The sequence below is a fragment of the Stenotrophomonas sp. SAU14A_NAIMI4_5 genome (assembly GCF_003086795.1).
GTDB lineage: Bacteria > Pseudomonadota > Gammaproteobacteria > Xanthomonadales > Xanthomonadaceae > Stenotrophomonas.
Genome location: NZ_CP026003.1, coordinates 296,191 through 321,395 on the forward strand (window position 1 = coordinate 296,191; position 25,205 = coordinate 321,395).

20 protein-coding genes, 1 pseudogene and 1 riboswitch are annotated in these 25,205 nt (G+C 67.9%); of the genes and pseudogenes, 12 read left to right on the forward strand and 9 right to left on the reverse strand.

The annotated features are described in order from the left end of the window. Positions 1 to 28: 28 nt before the first annotated feature. Both C1925_RS01275 and zapE read left to right on the forward strand, forming a co-directional pair. On the forward strand, positions 29 to 700 hold the full coding sequence (locus tag C1925_RS01275; protein ID WP_108767351.1) for a CocE/NonD family hydrolase: 672 nt from the start codon (positions 29 to 31) through the stop codon (positions 698 to 700). Continuing rightward, positions 697 to 1,797, forward strand: a complete 1,101-nt coding sequence (gene zapE, locus C1925_RS01280; RefSeq protein ID WP_108767352.1) for a cell division protein ZapE — start codon at positions 697 to 699, stop codon at positions 1,795 to 1,797. The genes C1925_RS01275 and zapE overlap by 4 nt, the downstream gene beginning before the upstream one ends. A gap of 84 nt (positions 1,798 to 1,881) precedes the next feature. Here zapE and C1925_RS01285 read toward each other — a convergent pair whose 3' ends face one another. Beyond that, complete coding sequence (locus C1925_RS01285) at positions 1,882 to 2,688, reverse strand: DUF2884 family protein (protein ID WP_108767353.1); 807 nt, start codon at positions 2,686 to 2,688, stop codon at positions 1,882 to 1,884. 567 nt (positions 2,689 to 3,255) lie between these two features. On the opposite strand from C1925_RS01285, the gene C1925_RS01290 reads away from it, so the two are divergent. Both C1925_RS01290 and C1925_RS01295 read left to right on the forward strand, forming a co-directional pair. Then, complete coding sequence (locus C1925_RS01290) at positions 3,256 to 5,658, forward strand: ribonucleoside-diphosphate reductase subunit alpha (RefSeq protein ID WP_108767354.1); 2,403 nt, start codon at positions 3,256 to 3,258, stop codon at positions 5,656 to 5,658. A 115-nt stretch (positions 5,659 to 5,773) separates the two neighbouring features. Further along, entirely contained in the window at positions 5,774 to 6,793 is a 1,020-nt protein-coding gene (locus C1925_RS01295) for a ribonucleotide-diphosphate reductase subunit beta (protein ID WP_049433139.1), read from the forward strand. 166 nt (positions 6,794 to 6,959) lie between these two features. Here the strand turns inward: C1925_RS01295 and C1925_RS01300 are convergent, their stop codons facing one another. Then, positions 6,960 to 7,595, reverse strand: a complete 636-nt coding sequence (locus C1925_RS01300; RefSeq protein ID WP_108767355.1) for a LysE family translocator — start codon at positions 7,593 to 7,595, stop codon at positions 6,960 to 6,962. A gap of 93 nt (positions 7,596 to 7,688) precedes the next feature. Here C1925_RS01300 and C1925_RS01305 point away from each other — a divergent pair, with 93 nt between their 5' ends. The 3 genes and pseudogenes from C1925_RS01305 (at position 7,689) to C1925_RS01315 (ending at position 10,149) form a co-directional block, all read left to right on the forward strand. Continuing rightward, positions 7,689 to 8,111: an acyl-CoA thioesterase gene (locus C1925_RS01305; protein WP_108748119.1), complete on the forward strand. Its 423-nt coding sequence runs from the start codon at positions 7,689 to 7,691 to the stop codon at positions 8,109 to 8,111. 43 nt (positions 8,112 to 8,154) lie between these two features. Continuing rightward, positions 8,155 to 8,961 (forward strand): annotated as a pseudogene (locus tag C1925_RS01310) (NAD-dependent protein deacetylase). Positions 8,962 to 9,045: 84 nt separating this feature from the next. Next, on the forward strand, positions 9,046 to 10,149 hold the full coding sequence (locus C1925_RS01315; RefSeq protein ID WP_108767356.1) for an NADH:flavin oxidoreductase/NADH oxidase: 1,104 nt from the start codon (positions 9,046 to 9,048) through the stop codon (positions 10,147 to 10,149). A 3-nt stretch (positions 10,150 to 10,152) separates the two neighbouring features. On the opposite strand, the gene C1925_RS01320 is transcribed toward C1925_RS01315, so the two are convergent. Then, positions 10,153 to 11,064, reverse strand: a complete 912-nt coding sequence (locus tag C1925_RS01320) for a LysR family transcriptional regulator (protein WP_108767357.1) — start codon at positions 11,062 to 11,064, stop codon at positions 10,153 to 10,155. Between the two features lie 135 nt (positions 11,065 to 11,199). Between C1925_RS01320 and C1925_RS01325 the strand changes: the two genes are divergently transcribed. Next, positions 11,200 to 12,078, forward strand: coding sequence for a hypothetical protein (locus C1925_RS01325; protein ID WP_108767358.1), 879 nt, complete (start codon positions 11,200 to 11,202; stop codon positions 12,076 to 12,078). A gap of 69 nt (positions 12,079 to 12,147) precedes the next feature. After that, positions 12,148 to 12,999, forward strand: a complete 852-nt coding sequence (gene purU, locus C1925_RS01330) for a formyltetrahydrofolate deformylase (protein ID WP_108767359.1) — start codon at positions 12,148 to 12,150, stop codon at positions 12,997 to 12,999. A gap of 86 nt (positions 13,000 to 13,085) precedes the next feature. On the opposite strand, the gene pncA is transcribed toward purU, so the two are convergent. From pncA to C1925_RS01355, 5 genes are all read right to left on the reverse strand, one after another. Beyond that, positions 13,086 to 13,712 carry a bifunctional nicotinamidase/pyrazinamidase gene (gene pncA / locus C1925_RS01335; protein WP_108767360.1) on the reverse strand — a complete coding sequence of 209 codons (627 nt, stop codon included), beginning with the start codon at positions 13,710 to 13,712 and terminating at the stop codon, positions 13,086 to 13,088. A 56-nt stretch (positions 13,713 to 13,768) separates the two neighbouring features. Further along, entirely contained in the window at positions 13,769 to 14,440 is a 672-nt protein-coding gene (locus C1925_RS01340) for an epoxyqueuosine reductase QueH (RefSeq protein ID WP_108767361.1), read from the reverse strand. Positions 14,441 to 14,580: 140 nt separating this feature from the next. Further along, positions 14,581 to 14,810: riboswitch (cobalamin riboswitch) on the reverse strand. 109 nt (positions 14,811 to 14,919) lie between these two features. After that, entirely contained in the window at positions 14,920 to 16,329 is a 1,410-nt protein-coding gene (locus C1925_RS01345; RefSeq protein ID WP_108767362.1) for a nicotinate phosphoribosyltransferase, read from the reverse strand. Between the two features lie 65 nt (positions 16,330 to 16,394). Continuing rightward, positions 16,395 to 17,450 carry a bifunctional nicotinamide-nucleotide adenylyltransferase/Nudix hydroxylase gene (locus tag C1925_RS01350; RefSeq protein ID WP_108767363.1) on the reverse strand — a complete coding sequence of 352 codons (1,056 nt, stop codon included), beginning with the start codon at positions 17,448 to 17,450 and terminating at the stop codon, positions 16,395 to 16,397. A 329-nt stretch (positions 17,451 to 17,779) separates the two neighbouring features. After that, positions 17,780 to 19,186, reverse strand: coding sequence for an FAD-binding oxidoreductase (locus C1925_RS01355; RefSeq protein WP_108767364.1), 1,407 nt, complete (start codon positions 19,184 to 19,186; stop codon positions 17,780 to 17,782). Between the two features lie 162 nt (positions 19,187 to 19,348). Between C1925_RS01355 and C1925_RS01360 the strand changes: the two genes are divergently transcribed. After that, positions 19,349 to 21,223: a patatin-like phospholipase family protein gene (locus tag C1925_RS01360; protein WP_108767365.1), complete on the forward strand. Its 1,875-nt coding sequence runs from the start codon at positions 19,349 to 19,351 to the stop codon at positions 21,221 to 21,223. Positions 21,224 to 21,267: 44 nt separating this feature from the next. After that, positions 21,268 to 21,705 carry a hypothetical protein gene (locus C1925_RS01365; RefSeq protein ID WP_108767366.1) on the forward strand — a complete coding sequence of 146 codons (438 nt, stop codon included), beginning with the start codon at positions 21,268 to 21,270 and terminating at the stop codon, positions 21,703 to 21,705. A 503-nt stretch (positions 21,706 to 22,208) separates the two neighbouring features. Here the strand turns inward: C1925_RS01365 and C1925_RS01375 are convergent. Next, the gene (locus C1925_RS01375; protein WP_108767368.1) at positions 22,209 to 23,576 is read right to left on the reverse strand and encodes a short-chain fatty acyl-CoA regulator family protein; all 1,368 of its coding nucleotides are present in this window, start codon (positions 23,574 to 23,576) and stop codon (positions 22,209 to 22,211) included. Between the two features lie 114 nt (positions 23,577 to 23,690). Here C1925_RS01375 and C1925_RS01380 point away from each other — a divergent pair, with 114 nt between their 5' ends. Continuing rightward, positions 23,691 to 25,196 (forward strand): CoA-acylating methylmalonate-semialdehyde dehydrogenase, encoded by a 1,506-nt coding sequence (locus C1925_RS01380; RefSeq protein ID WP_108767369.1) that lies wholly within the window; start codon positions 23,691 to 23,693, stop codon positions 25,194 to 25,196. Positions 25,197 to 25,205: the final 9 nt, after the last annotated feature.

Sequence of the window (25,205 nt, forward strand, 5' to 3'; positions counted from 1 at the left end):
CAGGGGCGGGGGACGGTATCATGGTGCCATGCACAAGCCCTCGTTCCCCGTCGCCCCCGGCGAAACCGCCTGCCTCGTACTGGACGGCCCGGCCGGCCCGCTGGAAGTGGTCGTCGACCTGCCCAAGGCCGACGTGCCGGTGCAGCCGATCGTGGCCGTCATCTGCCACCCGCTGTCCACCGAAGGCGGCACCCTGCACAACAAGGTGGTCACCATGACCGCCACCACCCTGCGCGAGCTGGGCATCGCCACGGTGCGCTTCAACTTCCGCAGCGTCGGCGGCTCGGCCGGCAGCTTCGACCACGGCGGGGGCGAACAGGACGACCTCAAGGCCGTCACCGCCTGGGTGCGCAGCCAGCGCCCGGACGACCGCCTGTGGCTGGCCGGTTTCAGCTTCGGCTCCTTCGTTTCGCTGAAGGCCGCAGGCGAGCTGCAGCCGGAAGCGCTGATCTCGATCGCGCCGCCGGCCGGCCGCTGGGATTTCAGCGGCGTGCAGCCGCCGGCCCGCTGGCTGGTCATCCAGGGCGAGCAGGACGAGATCGTCGACCCGCAGGCCGTCTACCAGTGGCTGGACACGCTCGATGTCCCGCATGAGCTGGTGCGCATGCCCGAAACCAGCCACTTCTTCCACCGCAAGCTGATCGACCTGCGCGGCGCGCTGACCCACGGCGTCAAGCACTGGCTGGGCGCGGCGGCATGAGCGAGCAGGCGTTGACCCCGTCGCAGCGGTACGCGGCCGGGGTTGCCAGCGGCGACTGGCAGGACGACCCGGCCCAGCACGCGGCCCTGGCCGAACTGGACCGCATCCACCTGGGCCTGGTCGACAGCGCCGAGGACGGCTGGCTGGACCGCCTGTCCTCGTTCTGGAAGAAGCCCGAGCCGGTCAAGGGCCTGTACTTCTGGGGCGGCGTCGGCCGCGGCAAGACCTTCCTGGTGGATCTGTTCTACGACGGCCTGCCGATCAAGCAGAAGTACCGCACGCACTTCCACCGCTTCATGCGCAGCGTCCACGAGCGCCTGCGTGAGCACCAGGGGCAGAGCGATCCGCTGGCGAAGATCGCCCAGGAATGGCGCAGCAACCTGCGCGTGCTGGTGCTGGACGAGTTCTTCGTCACCGACATCGGTGATGCGATGCTGCTGGCGCGCCTGCTCGAGCGCCTGTTCGCCGAGGGCGTGACCCTGGTCACCACCTCCAACACGGCGGTGGAGAACCTGTACCTCAACGGCCTGCAGCGCGAGAGCTTCATGCCGGCCATCGGCCTGTTGCAGCGCTATTGCGTGGAGCTGTACGCCGAGGGCACCGAGGATTACCGCATGCGCGCGCTGACCCGTTCGCCGGTGTACCGCGCGCCGCTGGCCGCCGACAGCGATGGCTGGCTGGCCAGCCGCTGGGGCGAACTGAGTGGCGGGCAGCCGGCCAAGGCCGGCAACATCGAGATCGAGGGCCGCAAGATTCCGGTGCGGGGCCGTGGCAAGAGCATCGCCTGGTTCGATTTCGCCGCGCTCTGCGAAGGCCCGCGCGGCCCGTCGGATTACATCGAGATCGCGCACGAGTTCAACACGGTGCTGCTGGGCGGCATTCCCGCCTTCGACCGCCTGAACGAAGATGCCGCGCGCCGCTTCGTGAACCTGATCGACGAGCTGTACGACCGCCACGTCAACCTGGTCTGCACCGCCAGCACCTCGCCGGTGGAACTGTATGCCGGCGAGCGCCTGCAGGGCGCCTTCGAGCGCACCGCCTCGCGCCTGATCGAAATGCAGAGCGCCGAGTACCTGGGTACGCCGCACCGGGCGTGAGGGGGCCGCGTTGCCGGCCAGCGGCCGGCACTACCCCGCGGTGCCCCCGGTAGTGCCGGCCGCTGGCCGGCATCCACGGTGGGCTTATCGGCTCGGCGCCACCGCATCATCCTGCGGCTGCTCGCGCACGCTGGCCGCCACCTGCACGCCCTCACTGCGCTGGATCAGCCGCAGCGGCTGCCCCTGATAGCGGACCTCGAGCGCGTCGTGGGCCTCGGCCACGGCGGCCACCAGCGGGCACAGCGCCTGCGCGCGGGCCTCGATGCGCTCGGCGCGGCCTTCCAGCTGCTGTTCCATCTGCGCGTCCAGGCGGTCGGCGCGCTCCTCCATCGCCTCGCTGCGGCCGGTGACCATCTGCCACAGCATGCTGCGGGCGATGGATGCGGACAGCGACTCGGCCATGTCCTGCACCTTGGCCTCGAAGCCCGGCCCGAACACCGCCTGTTCCCAGTAGCCCTTGCCCAGCGTGCCGCCGATCCAGTCATCGGCCTGCCGGCGCAGGCGCCGGACCTTGCGGCTGTTGGCGGTGCCGGTGAGGCTCTCATAGACCCCGTCGAGCACGTCGAAGCTCAGTCCGCTCACTTCCTGGGCCAGCGCGGTGGCCGCCGGCATCAGCTGCCGCGCCCCGGCCTCCATCTGCCGCAGGCGGGCGGCGTCGGCCTCGCTGACCGGCACGATCGTGTCGTCCAGGCTCAGCACGCCATCGTGGAACACCACCTCATGCGGCGCCTGCGGGCCATGCCGCAGCCAGATGCCACCGCTGTCCACCAGCACGTCGTAGTCGGTGCGCATGCCGCACTGGTCCGAGCGCAGCTTCGGGGCGTCGCCGGCCAGCACCGGGGCGGTGGCCAGGCAGGCCAGCAGGGCCAGGGCGGGCAGGGGCAGGCGCATGGTGGAATCCTTTCCGGTCAGTGCAGGGCCCCAGCATCCCGCGCCCGCACGGTGCCGTCACCGGCCGGAAGTCACTGCCCGATGGCCATCCAACCGGCCATACCGGCTTTCCCACCGGCTGCCCACCACCTATCCACAGGGTTGTCCCTAGCCAGCTTCATCACTGTCATGTGAAGCTGTCATTGTTCCGTTTCCGCAGCACGTTGTACCGCCGATGTGACGCCTTCCGGGCTTGACTGCGCAGCCCGTTCCGGCAGGTCCAAAGCGTCCAGACGCGGCGCCGATGGCATGATCCTTGCGCCGCAAGGGATTACCAAATTTCACTACATTTGGCGTTGACGGCCCCCATCACCCCCACTATCTTGTGGCCGTCGGTCGCAACGACCCCATGGCTTGGGGTCCGCAACGGGGCACTACCGCGGTACCCGCCAGCGATCGCCAACCGGCAGTGGAAGGCGCAGGGTCTCACCTCCTGCGACGCCGTCCTGCCACCCTGGGCTGTCATGTCCCGGGTCGAGCAACCCTGATGCATACAGCACCCCCAATCACGCCAAGAGGACACACGCCGTGACCACCGAATCCAGCGCCACCATCGAAAAGGAAAGCGAGTTCCTGCTGACGTCGCCGCCGACGGCCAACGCGATGAGCGTGACCAAGCGCAACGGCACGACCGAGCTGGTGGATCTGAACAAGATCGTGCGCGCGGTGCAGCGTTCCTCCGAAGGCCTGCACGCCGTCGATCCGATGCGCGTGGCCACCCGTACCATCTCCGGCCTGTACAACGGCGCCACCACCCGCGAGCTGGACGAACTGTCCATCCGCACCGCCGCCCTGCTGATCGGTGAAGAGCCCGAGTACGGCCGCCTTGCGGCGCGCCTGCTGGCCAACTACATCGCCAAGGAAGTGTCGGGCCAGGAAATCTACGCCTTCTCGCAGTCGGTCAGCCGTGGCCACGAAGTCGGCCTGATCAACGACCGCCTGCTGAACTTCGTGCAGACCAACGCACGCAAGCTCAACGATGCCATCGACATCTCGCTGGACCTGAACTTCGATTACTTCGGCCTGCGTACGCTGTACGACCGCTACCTGCTGCGCCACCCGCACACCCGCAAGGTGATCGAGACCCCGCAGCAGTTCTTCCTGCGCATCGCCAGCGCGCTGAGCGAGGACGTGTCCGAGACCCTGGCGCTGTACAAGCGCATGGGCAACCTGGACTACCTGCCGTCCAGCCCGACCCTGTTCAATTCCGGCACCACCCACGAGCAGCTGTCCTCGTGCTTCCTGCTGGATTCGCCGCAGGATTCGCTGGAATCGATCTACTCCAAGTACGGCGACATCGCCCAGCTGTCGAAGTTCTCCGGCGGCATCGGCGTCAGCTACACCCGCGTGCGTTCGCGTGGTTCGCTCATCAAGTCCACCAACGGCCATTCCAACGGCATCGTGCCGTGGCTGAAGACCATGGATTCGTCCGTGGCTGCGGTGAACCAGGGCGGCAAGCGCAAGGGCGCGGCCTGCGTCTACCTGGAAACCTGGCATGCCGACGTCGAGGACTTCCTCGAGCTGCGTGACAACACCGGTGACGAAGCCCGCCGTACCCACAACCTGAACCTGGCCAACTGGGTGCCGGACCTGTTCATGAAGCGCGTCGAGGCCGACCAGGAATGGTCGCTGTTCGATCCGCGCGTCGTGCCGGAGTTCACCGACCTGTTCGGCGAAGCCTTCGAAGCCGCCTACCTGCAGGCCGAAGCGCAGGGCAAGGCCAACCGCACCATCTCCGCCCGCAAGCTGTACGCCCGCATGATGCGTACCCTGGCCGAGACCGGTAACGGCTGGATGACCTTCAAGGACAAGTGCAACCGCGCCAGCAACCAGACCCTGCGTCCGGGCAACGTGATCCACCTGTCCAACCTGTGCACGGAAATCCTGGAAGTCACGTCCAACGATGAAACCGCGGTGTGCAACCTGGGTTCGATCAACCTGGGCAACCACTTCGACGAGCACAACGAGTTCGACTTCGAGAAGCTGGCCGAGACCGTGCGCCTGGCCGTGCGCCAGCTCGACCGCGTCATCGACCTGAACTTCTACCCGATCGAAACCGCCCGCCGCGCCAACCTGCGCTGGCGTCCGGTCGGCCTGGGCTGCATGGGCCTGCAGGACGTGTTCTTCCGCAAGCGCCTGCCGTTCGACAGCGCCGAAGCCCGCGCCCTGTCGAAGAAGATCGCCGAAACGATCTACTTCCACGCCCTGGAAACCTCTTCGGAGCTGGCCCAGGAACGCGGCAAGCACCCGTCGTTCAACGACACCCGTGCCGCCAGCGGCGAACTGCAGTTCGACGCCTGGAACGTGGTGCCGGAAGACACCGCACGCTGGGATGCCCTGCGCGCCCGCATCAAGGAACACGGCCTGCGCAACTCGCTGATGATCGCGATTGCCCCGACCGCGACCATCGCCTCGATCGCCGGCTGCTACGAGTGCGTCGAACCGCAGGTGTCCAACCTGTTCAAGCGCGAAACCCTGTCCGGTGACTTCCTGCAGGTCAACCGCTACCTGGTGAACGAGCTGAAGAAGCTGGGCCTGTGGACCGCCGACATGCGCGACGCCATCAAGCTGGCCGAAGGTTCCATCGCCGGCATCGCGCAGATTCCGGAAACCCTGCGCGAGGTCTACCGCACCGCATGGGAACTGCCGATGCGCGCACTGATCGACATGGCCGCCGAGCGTGGCGCCTTCATCGACCAGTCGGCCTCGCTCAACCTGTTCATGGAAAGCCCGAACATCGGCGCGATGTCTTCCATGTACATGTACGCCTGGAAGCAGGGCATCAAGACCACCTACTACCTGCGTTCGCGTCCGGCCACCAAGATCGCCAAGACCACGGTGAGCAGCGCGGCCCCGGCCAAGGTGTTCAGCCCGGACGAAGCCATCGCCTGCTCGCTGGAAAACCCGGAAGCCTGCGAGGCTTGCCAGTAATACATCGCGCGGTGGGTGCCGACCGTTGGTCGGCACTGCTGCTCGACTGCAGAAAATACCAAGGTAGCGCCGGGCCACGCCCGGCGTTTTGACCCGAGAATTCAAGGAAACACCCATGGCCGACAAGCCCAAGCAGATGCTGCTCGATCCCGGTTTTGAACTGACCCTGCGCCCGATGCGCTACCCGCAGTTCTATGACATGTACCGGAACGCGATCAAGAACACCTGGACGGTGGAAGAGATCAACTTCCAGATCGACATCACCGACCTGCACAGCAAGATGTCGCCGGGTGAGCGCCACCTGATCCACCGCCTGGTCGCGTTCTTCGCCACCGGCGATTCGATCGTGTCCAACAACCTGGTGCTGAACCTGTACCAGCACTTGAACGCGCCCGAAGCGCGCATGTACCTGTCGCGCCAGCTGTACGAAGAAGCGCTGCACGTGCAGTTCTACCTGACCCTGCTCGACAACTACCTGCCGGATCCGGAAGAGCGCGTCAAAGCCTTCGCCGCGGTGGAGAACATCGACTCGATCAAGAAGAAGGCCGACTTCTGCTTCAAGTGGATCGACTCGATCCAGGATCTGAAGCGCATCGAGACCCGTGCCGAGCGCCGCCAGTTCCTGCTGAACCAGATCTGCTTCGCTGCGTGCATCGAAGGCCTGTTCTTCTTCGCCGCCTTCGCCTACGTGTACTACTTCCGTTCGCGCGGCCTGCTGCCGGGCCTGGCCTCGGGCACCAACTGGGTGTTCCGCGACGAGAGCGCGCACATGGACTTCGCGTTCGAATCGGTGCGCGTGGTGCGTGAGGAAGAGCCGGACCTGTTCGATGAGGAAATGAAGCAGCAGGTCTATGACATGCTGGCTGAAGCGATCGAGTGTGAAGTGCAGTTCGCCGAGGACGTGCTGTCCGGTGGCGTGGCCGGTATCTCGACCCGCGACATGCGCCAGTACCTGCAGCACTGCGCCGACCAGCACTTCGCCAAGCTGGGCATGGAAAAGAAGTACAACGTGCGCAACCCGCTGCCGTTCATGGAACTGCAGGACGTGCAGGAGCTGACCAACTTCTTCGAACGCCGCGTCTCGGCCTACCAGGTCGGCGTGCAGGGCGAAGTCGCCTTCGACATGAACTTCTGATCGAACCGGTCAGGTCTGTCGCAACGAAGAACCCCGGCAATGCCGGGGTTTTTTGTTTCCGTAGAGTCAAGCCCATGCTTGGCTGCCGTGCTTTTGTAGAGTCGACCCATGCTCGACTGATCTTCGCGAACAGCAGTCGAGCATGGCTCGACTCTACAAAGAGCGGTTACCGCCGCCCTTCCACCGCCATGCGCACGGCAAGCCCGGCCAGCACCGTGCCCATCAGCCAGCGCTGCGCGGCCTGCCAGCTCGGCCGTGCGGCCAGGAACGCCGCAATGCTGCCGGCCATCAGCACGATCACCGTGTTCACCGCCAGGCTGACCGCGATCTGGGTGAAGCCCAGCACCACCGACTGTGCCAGCACGCTGCCGTGGCCGTCCGGGTGCAGGAACTGCGGCAGCAGGGACAGGTACATCACCGCGATCTTCGGGTTCAGCAGGTTGGTCAGGAAACCCATCGCGAACAACCGGCGCGGGCTGTCCACGGGCAGCGCATGCACCGCGAAGGGCGAGCGGCCGCCCGGCTTCACCGCCTGCCAGGCCAGGTACAGCAGGTACAGCGCGCCGCCGATGCGCAGCGCGTCGTAGGCGAAGGGCACGGTCATCAGCAGGGCGGTGATGCCCAGCGCCGCGCACAGCATGTAGAACAGAAAGCCCAGCGCCACCCCGCCCAGCGACACCAGCCCGGCACGGCGGCCCTGGCAGATCGAGCGCGAGACCAGGTAGACCATGTTCGGCCCAGGCGTGAGCACCATGCCCAGCGACAGCAGGGCGAAGGCCAGCAGGTCGGTGGCGGCGGGCATGGCGGCGTTCCGTGCGGTGGGCGTGGCGCAGTGTAGCGCCGCCTGCACCGGGCCTGGCTTAAAATTGCCGCACCCCACACCGATGGCCCCGCCATGACCCCCATCCCCGAAACCGTGCCGCCCATCGAAGTGCGCATGGCCGAAATCGTCTTCCCCAACCACACCAACCACATGGGCACCCTGTTCGGTGGCCAGGCGCTGGCGTGGATGGACAAGGCCGCCTTCCTGGCCGCCGCCCGCTACTCGCGCCGCACCGTGGTGACCGCGCGCAGCGACCAGGTCGATTTCAAGCTGCCCATCCGCATCGGCCAGATGGTGGAAACCGTGGGTCGCATCGTCGAAGTGGGCCGCAGCTCGATGAAGGTCGAGGTGGAGCTGATTGCCGAAGACCTGCACAGCGGCGAGCGCAAGCTGTGCACCCGCGGCCACTTCGTGATGATCGCGCTGGGCGAGGATGGCCAGCCGACCGCCGTGCCGCGCCTGCCGGGCGCTCCGGCGGCCGACCCGGCCAGCTGACCACGCGCTTGCGGGGGCGGCCCAACGCCCCCATTTCGCTGCCATGACCCCGCCGCTGACCGACTTCATCGACCGCGCCCAACGCCTGTTCGTGCTGACCGGCGCCGGCTGCAGTACCGCCTCGGGCATCCCCGATTACCGCGATACCGACGGCCAGTGGAAACGCACGCCGCCGGTGACCTACCAGGCCTTCATGGGCGAGGCGGCCACCCGCCAGCGCTACTGGGCGCGCAGCCTGCTGGGCTGGCCGCGCTTCGGCCTGGCCCTGCCCAACGGCACCCACCAGGCGCTGGCGGCGCTGGAAGCCCGCGGCAAACTGCAGGTGCTGCTGACCCAGAACGTGGACGGCCTGCACCAGCGCGCCGGCAGCCAGAACGTGATCGACCTGCACGGGCGGCTGGACCTGGTGCGCTGCATGGGCTGCGAACGCCGCAGCGGGCGCGAGGATTTCCAGCAGCGCCTGCTCGAAGCCAACCCGGGCTGGGACGCGCTGGACGCGGGTATCGCCCCGGACGGTGACGCCGACCTGGAAACCGACTTCTCCGCCTTCGTGGTGCCGGATTGCCCGTACTGCGGCAGCCTGCTGAAGCCGGACGTGGTGTTCTTCGGCGAAAACGTGCCGCGCGAGCGCGTGGCGGCCGTGCACGAGCACCTGCAGCAGGCAGATGCCGTGCTGGTGGTGGGTTCCTCGCTGATGGTCTAATCCGGTTTCCGCTTCGTGCAGGCTGCCGCAAAGGCTGGGCTGCCGGTGGCGGCGCTGAACCGCGGCCGCACCCGCGCCGATGACCTGCTGCAGTTCAAGGATGAACGGGACTGCGCCGAGGCGTTGGCGGGTTTCGCGACCCGGTAGCGCGAAACAGCGATCCATCCAGATGGTTGATCCGCAGGCCGTGCAGCGGTGCAATACGCACCCCCTACGCATGTCCTTACCGTCTTGAGCCAGCTGTTCTCGCCGATGTCCCTCGGCCCCCTGACCCTGCCCAACCGCATCGTGATCGCGCCGATGTGCCAGTACTCCGCCGAAGAGGGCCGCGCCAGCGACTGGCACGCCATGCACCTGGGCAACCTGGCGCAGTCCGGCGCCGGCCTGCTGATCCTGGAAGCCACCGCGGTCGAGCCGCGCGGGCGCATCAGCTGGGCCGACCTGGGCCTGTGGGACGACGAGACCGAGGCCGCGCTGGCGCAGGTGCTGGCCAGCGTCCGCCGCTGGTCGTCGATGCCGCTGGGCATCCAGCTGGCCCATGCCGGCCGCAAGGCCTCCACCGCCCGCCCGTGGGACGGCGGCCGCCAGCTGCCGGCCGACGATGCCAACGGCTGGGCCACCGTCGCCCCGTCGCCGGTGCCCTTCCATGCCGCCGATCCGGCGCCCGAGGCGCTGGATGAAGCCGGCATCGCCGAGATCATCGCTGCCTTCGCCGCCAGCGCGGTGCGTGCCGAGCGCCTGGGCTTCGAGCTGATCGAGATCCACGCCGCGCACGGCTACCTGCTGCACCAGTTCCTGTCGCCGCTCAGCAACCGCCGCACCGACGGCTACGGTGGCTCGCTGCCGAACCGCCTGCGCCTGCTGGTGGAAGTGTTCGATGCGGTGCGCGCCGCGGTGTCGGACAAGGTGTCGGTGGGCGTGCGCATTTCCGCCACCGACTGGGTCGACGGCGGCTGGGACCTGGTGCAGAGCGAAGCGCTGGCGCAGATCCTCGACGCGCGCGGCTGCAACTTCCTGCACGTGTCCAGCGGCGGCCTCGACGAGCGCCAGAAGATCAGCGTCGGCCCGGGCTACCAGGTGCCGTTCGCGGCGGCCATCAAGGCCAAGAAGCTGCGCATGCCGGTCATCGCGGTCGGCCTGATCACCGAGCCGGAACAGGCCGAATCGATCCTGCGCCACAACCAGGCCGATGCCATCGCCCTGGCCCGCGGCATCCTGTACGACCCGCGCTGGCCGTGGCACGCCGCGGCCGCGCTGGGCGACAGCGTGGTGCCGTCGCCGCAGTACCTGCGCTGCGAGCCGCGCGAAGCGCGCAACGTGTTCCGCGCACGCTGAGCCTCAGACCTGCCAGGCCGGCGCGATGCCGGCCTGCAGGTGCTCGAACAGCGCGCGGATCTTCGCGGTGAAATCGCGGCGGTCGCTCACGCAGAAGAATACCTCCATCGGCTCCGGCTGCCAGTCGCTGGCCGGGCCGAACACCGCCTGCAGGCGGCCATCGCGCAGATAGGGCTCGGCCACGAACGCGGCCAGCCGGGTGATGCCCGCGCCTGCAGCGGCCAGTTCGGCCAGCGCGTCGATGTCATCGCAGACCATGCTCGGCGGCAGCGCCGCATCCACCCGCTGGCCGTCCTTCAGCAGGCCCCAGCGCAGCGGTCGGCCATCGGTGGGGAAGCGGTGCAGCAGCCCGCGATGGCCGTTCAGCGCGGCCGGATTGGCCGGCGTGCCGTGCGCCTCCAGGTAGGCCGGCGAGGCACAGAAAACGAACGGGATGCGCGCCAGCGGCCGCGCCACCAGTCCGTCTTCCAGCTGCGCGCCGATGCGGATGCTGGCATCCACCGCCTCCGGCCCGTGCTGCACGGCGCGATCGCTCAGGCGCAGTTCCAGCTGCAGCTGCGGGTAGCGCTGCTGCAGGCGGGGCAGCAGCGGTGCCAGCACGTGGCGGCCGAACGCGCTGCTGCTGGCGATGCGCAGCGGCCCGGACGGTTCGATATCGCCGGCGGTGACCATCGCCTGCGCGCGCGCCAGGTCGGCCTCGATGTGCCGCACCTGCGCCAGGTACACCGCACCGGCCTCGCTGAGCGCCAGCTGCCGCGTGCTGCGGTTGAGCAGGCGCACGCCCAGGTGGGCTTCCAGCCGGTGGATGTTCTGGCCCACGGCGGTGGCGCTGATGCCAAGGTGGCGGGCCGCGGCGGCAATGCTGCCGGTCTCTGCGGTGCGGGTGAAGCTGCGGATGAGCTGCAACAGGTTCATGACCGACCAGCTTGCCATGTGGGAGGGCAAGTATCGCTTGGGTCTGTACCAAGCCGCGCAGCGTTGTCGTATCCGCACTTGGTGTGTGCCCATCGACCGCGCTAGGCTGCCTGCGTCCATGGGGAAGGAGGCCGCATGAAGTCGACCGCACTGCATCGTTGGATGGGTGGGCTGCTGTTGTTGGCCAGCGCCGGCGTGTCCGCCGCCCCGATCCCTCTGGCCGACCGCCTGCAGGCCATCGACGAAGACGCGCGGGCGATGCCACTGGCCGAGCGCGTGCAGCGCCTGCAGGTGGCCTACCAGGCCGATCCGCTGGCATCGATGCTCGCCGAGGGCTGCCAGGCCGTACCGGCCGAGCGCGTGGAGGATGCATTCGCGGCCACCCAGCTGGTCAACTTCTACGAGCCGGACGCGCAGCGGCTGGACCAGATGCAGTGCCTGTTGCCGCGTTTGCGGGGTCAGGGCGATGCCGCGAAGGCCCGCGCCGATGAACTGCACCGTGCGCTGATCGCACAGCGCCGGTTCGCCCAGGCCAATGCGCTGCGCGCCGATGCAGGCCTGGATGCCAAGGTTCTGCCTGGGATCACCGGTGATACGGTGGCGGCGCGCCAGGTGCTGGTGCTTTCAGACGCCGACCACGCCGTCCGCCGCACCCTGCCGCAGCAGGGCTGGCAGATCGTAGCGCTGGTCCATCCGTACTGTGGTTTCTCGCAGCGTGCCCTGGCGGCGATCACCACCGATCCCGCGTTCGCAGGGCTGCGGCCACACCTGCAGCTGGTGGTGCCCAACGACCAGAACTGGCCCATCCAGCAGATGCTGGACTGGAACCGTGCGCATCCCGATCTGCCGATGCAGCCGCTGCAGCCCGGCCCGGCCTGGACGGCGCTGCGCACTGGCCAGACGCCCACCTTCCATCTGCTGAAGGACGGCGCGCTGATGACCACCGCGCTGGGCTGGGAGAACGACGGGCAAGCGCTGCGGGCACTGCAGGCGCTGATGGAGGCGCCACGCTGATCATCGGCGCACACGGTTGCATCGGTGACCATCGTCCCCGCTGCCACGGCGCTGCCCTAAACTCGGGCGATGCGCCCCGATTCCATTCTTACCCTGTCCTGCCCCGACCGCACCGGCATCGTCTACCGCGTGTCCGGGCTGTTGTTCGACCACGGCTGCAACATCCTCGACGCCCAGCAGTTCGGCGATGAGGAGAGCGGACGCTTCTTCCTGCGCGTGCATTTCGACCGCGACGCCAGCCTGCCGCTGGACACCGTGCATGCAGCGATGGCCGCGCTGGCCACCGACTACGGCATGGACTGGCAGCTGCACGACGGCCGCCGCCGCGCGCGCCTGCTCGTGCTGGTCAGCAAGCAGGGCCATTGCCTGAACGACCTGCTGTTCCGCGCCCACAGCGGCCAGCTGAAAGTGGACATCGCCGCGGTGGCGTCCAACCACGCCGATTTCGCGCCGCTGGCCGCGTCCTACCAGGTGCCGTTCCACCATCTGCCGGTGAACGCGGACACGCGCGCCGTGCAGGAACAGCAGATCATCGACCTTGTCGAACGCGAGCGCATCGACCTGGTGGTGCTGGCGCGTTACATGCAGATCCTCTCGCCCACGCTGTGCCGCGCTCTGGCCGGTCGCGCGATCAACATCCACCACAGCTTCCTGCCCAGCTTCAAGGGCGCGCAGCCGTACCACCAGGCGCACGCGCGTGGGGTCAAGATCATCGGCGCCACCGCGCACTACGTGACCGAAGACCTGGACGAAGGCCCGATCATCGAACAGGACGTGGCCCGCGTGGACCACGCCATGGCACCGCGCGAACTGGTGCGGCTGGGCAGCGACACCGAATCCCAGGTGCTGGCGCGCGCCGTGCGCCGGCACGTCGAGCACCGCATCCTGCTCAACGGGCATCGCACGGTGGTGTTCCGGTAATTGTCTACCCCGCGTCCGCCGGGCATGGCCCGGCGCTACCAACGGGCGTGATCCGGTAGCGCCGGGCCATGCCCGGCGGTCACGCTTCAGAAGATGGCAATCCCCGCCTTGCCCAGCGCCTCACGCACCATCGCGTCGTTGGCTTCGGTCACCGGCCGGGTCAGGTCCCAAAGTAACTTCACCCGGAAGCCGGATTTCACCGCGTCCTGCGCGCTCCACAGCACGCAGTAGTCGCGCGCCAGGCCGCACACATGCACCTCGCGGATGCGGCGCTCATGCAGCCAGCCGGCCAGCCCGGTCGGCGGGCGTTCGCCCTCCGGACCATGGTTCTCGCGGAACGCGCTGTACGAATCCACCTGCTGGCGGGTGCCCTTGCGCAGGATCAGGTCGGCCACGGTCCAGTCCACGCCCGGGTGCAGCGCGGCGCCGTCGCTGCCCTGCACGCAGTGGTCCGGCCACAGGGTCTGCGGCTGCGCGTGCAGCAGGATGCTCTCGAACGGGCGCGTGCCGGGGTGCTGGCTGGCGAAGGAGGCGTGGTCGGCCGGGTGCCAGTCCTGGGTGGCCACCACCGTGCGGTAGTGGCGCTGCGCCAGCAGCTCGGCAATCGGCGCCACCAGCGCATCACCCTGGTCGCAGGCCAATGCGCCACCGGGCATGAAGTCCGGCTGCAGGTCGATCACCAGCAGGGCGACATCGGCGGGCAGGGCGGTCATGGCAGGGTCCAGCACAGCAGAGGGGGCGACCAGCGTGGCCGCCCCCCGCGCACACGTCAATCGCCCTGCGGCGTTTCAGCCTCCTGGCCGTAGTACAGCAGGCCGATCTTGATGCGCTCGCGGCCGGTTTCGCGGCGGTGGCGGTTGGCATCGCGCAGCGAATACACGCAGCCGCAGTATTCCTGCTGGTAGAACTGCTCGCGCTTGCTGATCTCCACCATGCGGCTGGCACCGCCGCCCTTGCGCCAGTTGTATTCCCAGTACTGCAGGCCTTCGTAGCGCGAGGCCGCGCGCACGCCGCAGTCGTTGATCTGCGTCATGTTCTTCCAGCGCGAAATGCCCAGCGACGAACTGATGGTGTCGTAGCCGTGCTCATGCGCGTACAGCGCGGTGCGCTCGAAACGCATGTCGAAGCACATCGTGCAGCGGATGCCACGCTCGGGTTCGTTCTCCATGCCGCGCGCGCGGCTGAACCAGTTGTCGGTGTCGTAGTCGCAGTCGATGAAGGGGATGCCGTGCTGCTCGGCGAAGCGGATGTTCTCCTGCTTGCGCAGCTCGTATTCCTTCACCGGGTGGATGTTGGGGTTGTAGAAGAAGATCGCGTAGTCGATCCCGGAGGCGGTGATCGCCTCCATCACTTCGCCCGAGCAGGGCGCGCAGCACGAATGCAGCAGCAGGCGCTTGCCGTCGGCGGGCAGGGACAGGGCGGGGCGTTGGAACTCGGTCATCGTCGGGTGCATCTGGGCGTGGGCAACGGGTCTGGCCGGAAACCGTGAACAGGACGCGCGCGGCCACGTCGCCTGCACGCGCAGGACGACATTGGCCCCGGCAACCTCCCCGCGGAGATTCCAGGTCGAGTCAGGGGACGGTCGTGTCCCCCGGCCGGGGCCGGTATTCGGGCTGATGGACACGGGCCGCAGCCCACCTACTACCTGCCGCTTCCCAGGCGCGAGCCCAGTGCTGTTGGCAGGATTCGTTTCCATTCACCGCTGCGGGGCAGCTCCGGAATGGGCGCGTAAGGCGCCTTCACCGGATTCCCGTTTAAATCCCTGCCGTTGTCGCAACGACGGCAGGGATACCTTCGGCGTGCCCACGGTGGACGCGTTGCCGGCCAGGGTCAAGGGGCAAGGGGGGGCAGAGCCCGGCGGAAGGAAGGGGTCGGATCCCGCTGCCAAGCAGCGGGCTCTGACCCCGGGCGGGATGCGCCTCAACGCCCCGCCGCAGCCCGCGCGCGGATGTCCTCCAGCCGCTGGTCGTACAGCAACCGGCCGTTCTCCCACACGGTCACCATCGCATCCTCGAAGCCGGCCGGCAGGGTGTCGTCACCGCTGGCCGGCAGCGCCACCGTATGCAGGCTGCCATCGTCCAGCCGGCGCAGCAGGCGCATGCGGCCGCGCTTGCTGGTCTTGCCGGCATCGGTGATCGGGTCCTTGTAGACGTCGATCCAGGCACCGTCCACCCGCGCGGCCGAGCACTTCAGCGCGAACTTCTGCGTATCGCGGTCCAGCCGCTGCAGCAGGGCACCGCCCATGCCGAAGGCCACGTTGTCGGCGGCGTAGCCGTCAGCGGTGATGCGCTGCAGGATGGCGCGGATCGTATCCGGGTTGATGCCATCGCCCTGGATCACCCGCACGTGGTTGAGCACGCGGTAGCCCTTGACGTTGATCGTGTGGCCAAAGGCCTCGTCCAGGCGGCGCAGGCTCTCGGCCACCACTTCCACCGGGTCGCCCGAATCGGGGCGGATGACCAGGGTCGCGCCCGAAGCGATCACTTCATCGCGCAGGGTGGTGCCCCAGTGTTCGCTGATCGCGTGGTAGATGTCATAGCTGTCCGACACCACCGCCACGATCGCGCCGGGCCTGCCGAACTGGCGCAGCATGTTGCGGTACGCATCGACCTCGCGCTCCCGGCCCCAGCTGGTGATGGTGCTGTGCTCGGCGGCGGGAATCGAATAGCCGGCCATCGGCGCGTGGTAGTGCGCGCGGGCCAGGCACAGCGCCGAGACGGTGTCGGTGCCGAGGAAGTTGACCAGGTGCGCGGCACCGCCCAGCGCGGCCGACTGCAGGCTCGACACACCGCGTGCGCCGAAGTCGTGCAGCTTGAACGGCAGCTGCCCCTGCGGGACGTCGCTGGTCTGCTGCAGGAAACCGGCGATGGTCTGCCGCGCATGCCAGCTGATGGTGGCCACGGTGACCGGGTACCACACGCGCAGCAGCAGGGTTTCCAGGTACGAGGGCACCCAGAACGCGGCCGGGTCGGTCGATTCGATGGTCATCAGCGCCTGGTGCGTGGGCACCACGCTGCCCTCGGGCACGGCGCGGATGCGTACCGGCAGGTGGCCGCCGAGGCGATCGACGATATCGCGCCAGCCGGCTTCGTTGAACGGTTCGCCATGTGCGGCGAATACCGCGGCGGCGTCGTCGATATCGGCGTGGGTGACCGGCCGTGCCAGGGCGTCCTTGAGGATCGCCTGCAGGCCGAAGAACACCGTGCGGTCGTGCAGACCGCCGCGCGATTCCACGTAGAAGAACGTGGCATCGGTACCGGGCGGGTACTGCAGCCAGTGGCTGGCCTTGTAGCTGTCGGTGTCGAGGAGAGGATTATCGAGGTAATGCATGACGGAAGCTCCTTCGCGTCGAGTGACACCGGCGGTCTATCCGCCGGTGGGGAAAGCCGGTCGGGTCAGCCCCGGCCGAGGAAATACTCCAGGATGTGCAGGTGGTCTTCGAACAGCTGCGGGCCCATCTCCAGCGCTTCGCTCACCGGAATCCAGCGCGCCTTGTCGGCGTCGTCGCCGCCGCGCACCGCCGGCAGTTCACCAGCCGGGAATTCGAAGTGGAAACCGTGGGTGATGGTTCGGCCGCGCTGGCTGCGGTCGGGGTGGTCGAACACCTGCTGGCTCTTCAGCGAACCCTTCAGCACCGGCAGCGGAATCTTCAGCCGGGTCTCTTCACGCAGTTCGCGCAGGCAGCTGTCGAGCAGGCTCTGTTCCTGGCCGACGAAGCCGCCGGGCAGCGCCCACAGGCCCTTGCCGGGTTCCGAACGGCGGCGCACCAGCAGCACGTGGCCCGAATGCACCACCACCGCATCGGTGGTGACGAAGGTGGGTGCGTAGGGCGCGTCCTTCCAGGCGGCTTTGTACTGTTCCATGAAGCGGTACTCGGCCACCAGCTGGCCATAGGCCGGTGCACTTCTGCGGAAGGCTTCGAGCATGTCGTACACCGGCGCCGGCACGTTGCCACGCAGCATCAGCAGCGCACCATGGAAGTCGACGTCGCCGGCTTCGAACAGGTAGCGGCGCAGCTCGGTGGCCGACAGGGTGGCGGTGTGCTGCACGTCCACCAGCGGCCACTGCGGGAATTCGCGCAGGTAGTAGCTGGAGGCGTCCTTGTCCATGCCGATCAGGCCGACCTTGGCATCGGCGGCGGCGCCGTCGTTGCGCAGGGCCTCGGCCACCTGGCGCTGCACATTGGCGATCCACTGGGCTTCGTTGTACAGGTGGTCGCGCAGCGGGCGGATCAGCAGGCGTTCGGTGTGGCCATCGAGGGCGGCCTGGATCATCACGGCGCGTTCGGCCACGGTCCAGGGATTGCGCAGGCTGCGGGGGGTATCGGCAGAGCCGACCAGGAAGATCAGCTTGCGGGCCCGGCTCAGGGCCAGGCGGGCAACGGCGGCGTGGCCGTTGTGGAAGGGCTCGAAACGCCCGATGAAGACGAGATAGTCGAATTCCATGAGAATCCCTCATGTCGTTGTGATAGCCGCGGGTCTGTCCCTTGGCTTGGTGCTGATGCTACGCCGATGGTTGTGGGGGTCAAGTGTGGGGTTACCTGCGGTAGTGCCGGCCGCTGGCCGGCAACCTCAACTTCAAAAGCTGGCTATCCGTGGGTTGGCGGGGTGGGTCCGGTTGAGGGGGACGCTGCAAGTACGTCCATGTAAGCTCGGTCGCCGCATCCATGCGGCTCACGCCCCCTCAACCGGACCCACCACGCCTTCGACGGTTTTCCGCGATCTGTGGGAACGGCACGGGGTCGGATCCCGTTGCATCGCAACGGGCTCTGACCCCATTGCTAGGGGGCGGCCAAGTAGCGCTGCCAGAGGTGGTTCACCAGCTGCATCTGCGGGTCGTACTGGCGTTTGCGTTCAACGAATGCGTTCCACTGCGGGTACGCGCGCTGGAACTGCTCGCGTGTGGCGTGCGGGCGGTAGGGCAGGTAGTAACGGCCGCCGCTCTCCACCGCGGCGTCGATCAATGCGCGGGTCCAGCGCGTGGACATCGTGTCGCCCCACGGGTGTCGTCGCTGCTTGTGGTACAGCACGAAGCAGAACACTTCTTCGTTCGCCCACTTCATCAACGCGGTCGTATCCGCCGGCGCGTGGCGGATCGATACGTTCAACGCATCCACGCGGTGGTGCTGCAGGATCGCGGCCATACGCGTGGCGAAGGCCTGGAAGCTGCGCACGGGGATGAAGTATTCCTGCAGCAGGTAGGTCGACATCGCGCGCGTGCGTGGTTCCAGCGCGGCCACGTCCAGGCTCGCTTCCAGGTTGCGATGGATCACCCGCGGTTCGGCAATCTGCTGCTTCACCACCGAGTTCTCGCGCAGCTGCGGGCCGCCGGGCAGCTCGGTGACGGCCCAGATCATGTTCTGCTCGTGGGCATAGTTCGCACCCACCGGTATCAGGCGCCGGGTGTCAGTCAGCGCTGCCGTGCTGCGCCGCCAGGTCACGGTCACCGGTGCATCGAAACGCGGAGGAATGAGGTCGGCGTTGTGCATCAACGCATCCTTGCGCGACGCCACGTTTTCGCGGAACCACTGCGGGTAATCGGCCAGTGCCACCCGCTCCATGTGCCGCGCCATGCGGTCGTTGTCGGCCAGGTCCAGCTCGACTTCACTGACCACGCCGATCAGGCCATAGCCACCGATGACCGCGGCGAACAGCTCCCGGTGCTGCGTGCGCGAGGTCTCGACCACCTCGCCGGACCGCAGTACCACCTGCAGCGCACGCACGGTGGAAGCGATGCTGCCGCTGCCGACGTAGCGGCCATGGCAGTTCACCGACACCGAACCGCCTACGGTGAAGTTGCTGAAGCTCTGCATCACCTTCACCGACAGGTTGTGCGGGTCCAGCCATTCCTGCAGCGTGCGCCAGCGCATGCCAGCCTGCACCCGCACCGCCTTGCGCGCGACGTCCAGCCACAGCAGGCGGTGGCTCGGCGTCAGGTCCAGCTGCAGGGCGCCGGCCGCACTGGTCTGCCCGCCCATGCTGTAGCGGCCGCCGGCCACGCAGATCGTGCCCCGGTGCTGCTGCAGGGCGGCCTGCAGGTCGGCCGTTTCGGCAACGGCCCGCACCGCGGCCACGTCGGTGGGTTCCAGCTGGCTGATGTCGTTGGCCACGGGCGTGCCGCGCCGGGTACAGGCACTGGCGGCAGTGGCGGCGGCACAGCCTGCGATGAACGCGCGACGGGTGGTCATGGCAATCCCTGCATGAGTGTCCTGGGCGCAGTGTGCCCCGGCACGGCGGGGGCGGCCAGTGGCCCTTCCGTGGGCGGGTTCTCAGGCTGTGAGAAGCCTTCGCGTCATACTGCATCCGTAGCGTCGGGTGGCATCTCAGGCACAGTCAGCGGGGGCAGGGTAGTGGCAGACAAGTACTGCGATCTGGTCATGAAGGGCGGCATCACCAGCGGCATCGTGTACCCCAATGCGGTACTGGCGCTGGCCCGCGATTACCGGTTCAAGAGCATCGGTGGCACCTCGGCCGGCGCCATTGCCGCGGCGGTCGCGGCAGCGGCGGCCTATGGCGATCGCCGCCAGCAGGCCGGCGAGCACTTGGCCGACGACACCGGCTATGGCGGCCTGTCAGCCGTGTCGGCGCAGCTGTCGCGGCGCGGCTTCATCTACAGCCTGTTCCAGCCGGCGCGCGGTGCGCGGGCGGCGTACCGGCTGCTGGTGGCGCTGACCGGTGGCTACGGCTGGCCGCGCAAGCTGCTGTGCCTGGCGGTGGCCGTGTTCGAAATCGCCCCGCTGGAAGTGCTGGTGTCGCTGGCGCTGCTGCTCGGCCTGGGCTGGTGGGGCGGCGGTTGGAGCGGCGTGGCGGCTACCCTGCTGCCGTCGCTGCTGTGCGCCTATGGTGCGGGTGTGGCCGGTGCCGCGCTGCGGGTGGCGAGGGTGGCACGGCGCAACCTGCTGGGCCTGTGCAGCGGCCTGGGCCGCGATGCGCGCAAGCCGGCGCTGACCGAATGGCTGCACGAGAGCCTGCAGCAGCTGTCCGGCAAGCCGCTGGACGCACCGCTCACCTTCGCCGATCTGCACGACGCGCCCCGCTATGCCGGCGAGCCGGAGAGCCCGCATGCGATCAGCCTGCAGATGATCACCACCTGCGTATCGCACAACGAACCGCGCACGCTGCCGCTGGGTGGCGCGCAGTTCTGGTTCCTGCGCGAGGAGTTCGAGCAGCTGTTCCCGGCCAGCGTGGTGCAGTGGCTGGTCGACCATGCCGGTGCGCCGGTGGATGTGGAGGGCCGGCAGTACTACCACCTGCCGCAGGGCCCGCAGTTGCCGGTGCTGGTAGCCACCCGCATGAGCCTGAGTTTCCCGCTGCTGATCAGCGCGGTGCCGCTGCATGAACCCGCGCGCCGCGAGCGCCGCTGCGAGCCGTCGCCGGCCGCGGCCGATGCCGAACACAACGTGGCCGACAGCATGGAAGGACTGACCAGTGCCGGCCAGTCCTGCGGGCCGGTCATCACCGCGTTCCGCATCTGCTGGTTCTCCGATGGCGGCATCAGCAGCAACTTCCCCATCCACCTGTTCGACGCGGCGATGCCACGCTGGCCGACCTTCGCGATCAACCTGGTCTACCCGCAGCACGCCGAGGATGTCAGCCACGGCACCACCGGCCAGCAGGCGCTGGAGCGTGCGGTGGTGCTGCCTACCGAGAACCGCCACGGCTGGCAGCGGCATTACCAGTCCATCGCCACGCCGCTGGCCGCGGCCGAGCTGGGTCGCTTCCTGTTCGCGGTGGTGGCCACCATGCAGAACTGGCGCGACCTGCTGCAGGCGCGTGCACCGGGCTACCGCGACCGCATCGTGCATGTGAGCCTGCAGGGCGACGAAGGCGGCATGAACCTGGACATGCCGCAGGAGGTGCTGAGCCGCATCGCTGACAAGGGCAGCCTGGCCGGCGCACGCTTCTGCGCGTTCTCGTTCGAGAATCACTACTGGATCCGTTGGCGCAACCTCGCTTCGGCCTACCAGCGCTACACGCTGGAAGTGGCGCGCACCGACGACCCGGCGCAGCAGGTGCTGGCTTATCGTGCGGCGTATTCCATCGTCGCCCGCGGCGAACCGGTGCCGCCGTCGTACAAGCTCGGCTCGGAAGACAAGCGTCGTGGTTCGCAGCAGCTGTGGGCGCAGATGGTGGAGCAGGGCCGCACCTGGGAAGACCTGGGCCCGGACCTGACCGACGGCGCACCACGTCCGCTGCCGCAGATGAAGGTCACGCCGATCTACTGACGGCGATGGATAGAATCGCGGCCCCCCATTGCAAGGAACGCCCCATGTCCGTCCGACAGCAACTGCTGGATCTGCTTGAACGCCTCGATGCCCGTGATCCGGAGCATCTGCCGGTGGTACCGCTGGCCGCGTATTTCGAGGGCAACGATTTCGAAGAGTGCATCGCACCGAACCAGTGGGGCTACGGCCGTCCGCCGATTGCCGAGCTGTACGCATGCCTGGCCGCCATTGCCGAAAAGCCTGAAGTGGAAGGTGTCTACGTGGGCCTGCACCAGGACTGGGGCAGTGCACTGGAAGACGACAGCGAATGGCCTGCCGCGGAGAACGTGCACGTGCTGACCCGCGCCGACGCCGCAACCGTGGAAGGCTGGCTGCAGGGGCTGGAATGCGACGGCGTCGGCGAAGGCTGGCCGTACGGTCAGCACATCGATGCACCCGTGCCCTCGGAAGGCCACCGCGTACTGACCGTGTTCTGGGACTAAAACCTGCCGACCAACGGTCGGCACCTACCAGTAGAGCCACGCCACGCGTGGATGCACCCGCGCACGGCCAGAGCGTGCCGACCAACGGTCGGCACCTACCAGTAGAGCCACGCCACGCGTGGGTGCACCCGCGCATGGCCAGAGCGTGCCGACCAACGGTCGGCACCTACCAGTAGATCCACGCCACGCGTGGATGCACCCGCGCACGGCCAGAGCGTGCCGACCAACGGTCGGCACCCACCATCAGCATCAGCATCAGCATCACCACCAGCATCAGCAGCAGGTTCCATCAGCTCGCAGGAAACTGTCGAAGGCGGGGTGGGTCCGGTTGAGGGGGCGTGAGCCGCATGGATGCGGCGACCGAGCTTACAAGGACGTACTTGCAGCGCCCCCCTCAACCGGACCCACCCCGCCATCCCACGGAAAGCCCGCTGTTGCTTTTCAGGTTGCCGGCCAGCGGCCGGCACTACCACGGGTGCAGGGCGCAGCCCTGCAAAACCCCCTTACCTCCCCGGCAACTGCGCAAACGCACGCTGCATGCAGTCCTCCCGCGGGCACACCCGGCACCCCGGCCCGATCGACACCGAATTCCCCGGGCTCTGCACATCCAGCCCCAGCGAATACACCAACCGTTCCGCATGCTGCAGATCGCAGCCCAGCGCCACCGCAAACGTCTTGCGCGGCTGCCCATGACCCACCGGCCCGCTGCTGACCTGCCGCGCCAGCCAGAAGTGGCGCCGCCCATCGGGCATGCGCGCGGTCTGCGTGAGGATCCGCCCCGGCTGGTTGAATGCCTCGTAGACGATCCACAGCGGGCACGACCCACCCACCTGCGAGAAATGGAAATCGGTCGCCGAGTGGCGCTTGGACACATTGCCCGCACGGTCCACGCGGATGAAGAAGAACGGCAGCCCCGGCGCACTGCGCCGCGCCAGCGTGCTCAGCCGATGGCACACCGCCTCGAAGCCCACGCCGAACTGATGCGCCAGCAGCTCGATGTCGTAGCTGCTGGCCTCGGCCGCACGCAGGAAACGCATGTACGGCATCACCAGCGCACCGGCGAAGTAGTTCGACAGACCAATGCGCGCCTGCGCGATGCGCGCATCGTCGTGGAAGCCCGCGCGGGCGATTACCGCATCGATCTGCGGCAGGTAGCCGTGCAGGGCCAGCTCGGCCGCCATCTGGAACGCCTGCTGGCCCGGTTCCAGGTAATCGGGCAGCCACAGCCGCCGCGCGCCGGCATCGAACTGGCGCTTCTCGCGCCCGGCCTGCAGCGCGGCCACTTCCACCAGCACGCCGTGGCGGTCGGCCAGCAGCTGTCGCAGGCGCGGCGCCACATGGCCCGGTGACAGCCCCCACTCAGCGAACAGGCGCTCGGCCAGCTCGTCCAGCTCGGGGATGTGGTTGTGCATGCGGTTGAAGAACTCGCGCACCTGGTCGCCGGCGGGCAGGGTGCTGCCGGCCGCGGGCTCGCCCAGCTGGAATTCCAGCGCGGCGGCATGCTCGCGCAGGGCCAGGTGGCGACGGTGCAGGTCCAGCAGGGCGCGGCTGACCTGCGGCAGGTTGCCGGCCAGCGATCGCAGCTCGGTGGCACTCACCTCCGCCAGGCCCAGGTCGCGCAGGGTCTCGCCCAGCGCCTCCTGCAGCGCGGCGGGCTCATCGTCGTCGAACAAGGCGGAAACATCGCCCAACACCTCGCCCAGCTTCTTCTGCACGGCCGGCGTCAGCGGGCGCTTGTTGCGCTCGATCTGGTTCAGGTAGCTGGCCGACAGGCCGAGGGCACGGGCCAGGTCCACCTGGCTGTAGCCGCGCTGCTCGCGCAGGCGCAGCAGGCGCAGGCCCAGCTGGCGTTGTAAAGGCTGGAAATTCACAGAATTAACATGAATCGTCTGGCGTGTTGGCCAGATTAAGCGGATTCAGGCCGGAAATCGAGGAGGGTGCTGTGAATAATGCCAAGCATCTTTCGAGCCAGTGGGATTGTCGTCATGACTGTTGCAGCGCCCCGTATCCGCATGCTGATCGATGGCCAGTTCATTGAATCGGCCACCTCCCACTGGCAGGACGTGATCAATCCGGCCACCCAGGACGTGCTGGCCCAGGTCCCGTTCGCCACCACGGGTGAAGTGGATGCCGCCGTCGCCGCCGCCAAGGAAGCCTTCAAGACCTGGCGCAAGACCCCGATCGGCACCCGTGCGCGCATCTTCCTGAAGTACCAGCAGCTGATCCGCGAGAACATGAGCGAGCTGGCCCACATCCTCACCGCCGAACAGGGCAAGACCCTGCCCGACGCCGAAGGCGATGTGTTCCGCGGCCTGGAAGTGGTCGAGCACGCTGCCGCCATCGGCAACCTGCAGCTGGGCGAGCTGGCCAACAACGTGGCCAACGGCGTGGACACCTACAGCATCATGCAGCCGCTGGGCGTGTGCGCCGGCATCACCCCGTTCAACTTCCCGGCGATGATCCCGCTGTGGATGTTCCCGATGGCGATCGCCACGGGCAACACCTTCATCCTCAAGCCGTCCGAGCAGGACCCGATGGTGACCATGCGCCTGGTCGAACTGGCGCTGGAAGCCGGCATTCCGAAGGGCGTGCTGAACGTCGTCCATGGTGGCGAGGAAGTGGTCAACGCGATCTGCGACCACCCGGACATCAAGGCCGTGTCGTTTGTCGGTTCCACCCGCGTCGGCACCCACGTCTACAACCGTGCCTCGCTGGCCGGCAAGCGCGTGCAGTGCATGATGGGCGCCAAGAACCACGCCGTGGTACTGCCGGACGCGAACAAGGAACAGACCCTCAACGCGATGGTCGGCGCCGCCTTCGGTGCGGCCGGCCAGCGCTGCATGGCCGCCTCCACCCTGGTGCTGGTCGGTGAAGCGCGCAACTGGGTGCAGGACCTGGTGGCCAAGGCCAAGACCCTCAAGGTCAGCGGCGGCACCGTGTCCGGCACCGACGTCGGCCCGGTCATTTCCTGCAGCGCCCGCGAGCGCGTCGAAGGCCTGATCGCCTCGGGCGTGGAGCAGGGCGCCAAGCTGGTGCTCGACGGCCGCAACCCGCAGGTCGATGGCTTCGAGAAGGGCAACTTCGTCGGCCCGACCATCTTTGCCGGTGTCACCACCGACATGCGCATCTACCAGGAAGAAGTGTTCGGCCCGGTGCTGGTCATCCTCGAAGCGGAAACGCTGGACGAGGCCATCGCCATGGTCAACAGCAACCCGAACGGCAACGGCACCGCGCTGTTCACCCAGTCCGGCGCCGCCGCCCGTCGTTTCCAGGAAGACATCGACGTCGGCCAGGTCGGCATCAACGTGCCGATCCCGGTGCCGGTGCCGCTGTTCTCGTTCACCGGTTCGCGCGCCTCCAAGCTGGGCGACCTGGGCCCGTACGGCAAGCAGGTCGTGCTGTTCTACACCCAGACCAAGACCGTCACCGCACGTTGGTTCGATGACGAGACGCTGAGCCACGGCGTCAACACCACCATCAGCCTGAAGTAAGGGCAGGAG

Bases quoted from the DNA above. Each gene is read 5' to 3' on its own strand.
- C1925_RS01275 (WP_108767351.1), top strand. From the start codon at position 29: ATGCACAAGCCCTCGTTCCCCGTCGCCCCCGGCGAAACCGCCTGCCTC.
- zapE (WP_108767352.1), top strand. From the start codon at position 697: ATGAGCGAGCAGGCGTTGACCCCGTCGCAGCGGTACGCGGCCGGGGTT.
- C1925_RS01285 (WP_108767353.1), bottom strand. From the start codon at position 2,688: ATGCGCCTGCCCCTGCCCGCCCTGGCCCTGCTGGCCTGCCTGGCCACC.
- C1925_RS01295 (WP_049433139.1), top strand. From the start codon at position 5,774: ATGGCCGACAAGCCCAAGCAGATGCTGCTCGATCCCGGTTTTGAACTG.
- C1925_RS01300 (WP_108767355.1), bottom strand. From the start codon at position 7,595: ATGCCCGCCGCCACCGACCTGCTGGCCTTCGCCCTGCTGTCGCTGGGC.
- C1925_RS01305 (WP_108748119.1), top strand. From the start codon at position 7,689: ATGACCCCCATCCCCGAAACCGTGCCGCCCATCGAAGTGCGCATGGCC.
- C1925_RS01320 (WP_108767357.1), bottom strand. From the start codon at position 11,064: ATGAACCTGTTGCAGCTCATCCGCAGCTTCACCCGCACCGCAGAGACC.
- C1925_RS01325 (WP_108767358.1), top strand. From the start codon at position 11,200: ATGAAGTCGACCGCACTGCATCGTTGGATGGGTGGGCTGCTGTTGTTG.
- purU (WP_108767359.1), top strand. From the start codon at position 12,148: ATGCGCCCCGATTCCATTCTTACCCTGTCCTGCCCCGACCGCACCGGC.
- pncA (WP_108767360.1), bottom strand. From the start codon at position 13,712: ATGACCGCCCTGCCCGCCGATGTCGCCCTGCTGGTGATCGACCTGCAG.
- C1925_RS01340 (WP_108767361.1), bottom strand. From the start codon at position 14,440: ATGACCGAGTTCCAACGCCCCGCCCTGTCCCTGCCCGCCGACGGCAAG.
- C1925_RS01345 (WP_108767362.1), bottom strand. From the start codon at position 16,329: ATGCATTACCTCGATAATCCTCTCCTCGACACCGACAGCTACAAGGCC.
- C1925_RS01355 (WP_108767364.1), bottom strand. From the start codon at position 19,186: ATGACCACCCGTCGCGCGTTCATCGCAGGCTGTGCCGCCGCCACTGCC.
- C1925_RS01365 (WP_108767366.1), top strand. From the start codon at position 21,268: ATGTCCGTCCGACAGCAACTGCTGGATCTGCTTGAACGCCTCGATGCC.
- C1925_RS01380 (WP_108767369.1), top strand. From the start codon at position 23,691: ATGACTGTTGCAGCGCCCCGTATCCGCATGCTGATCGATGGCCAGTTC.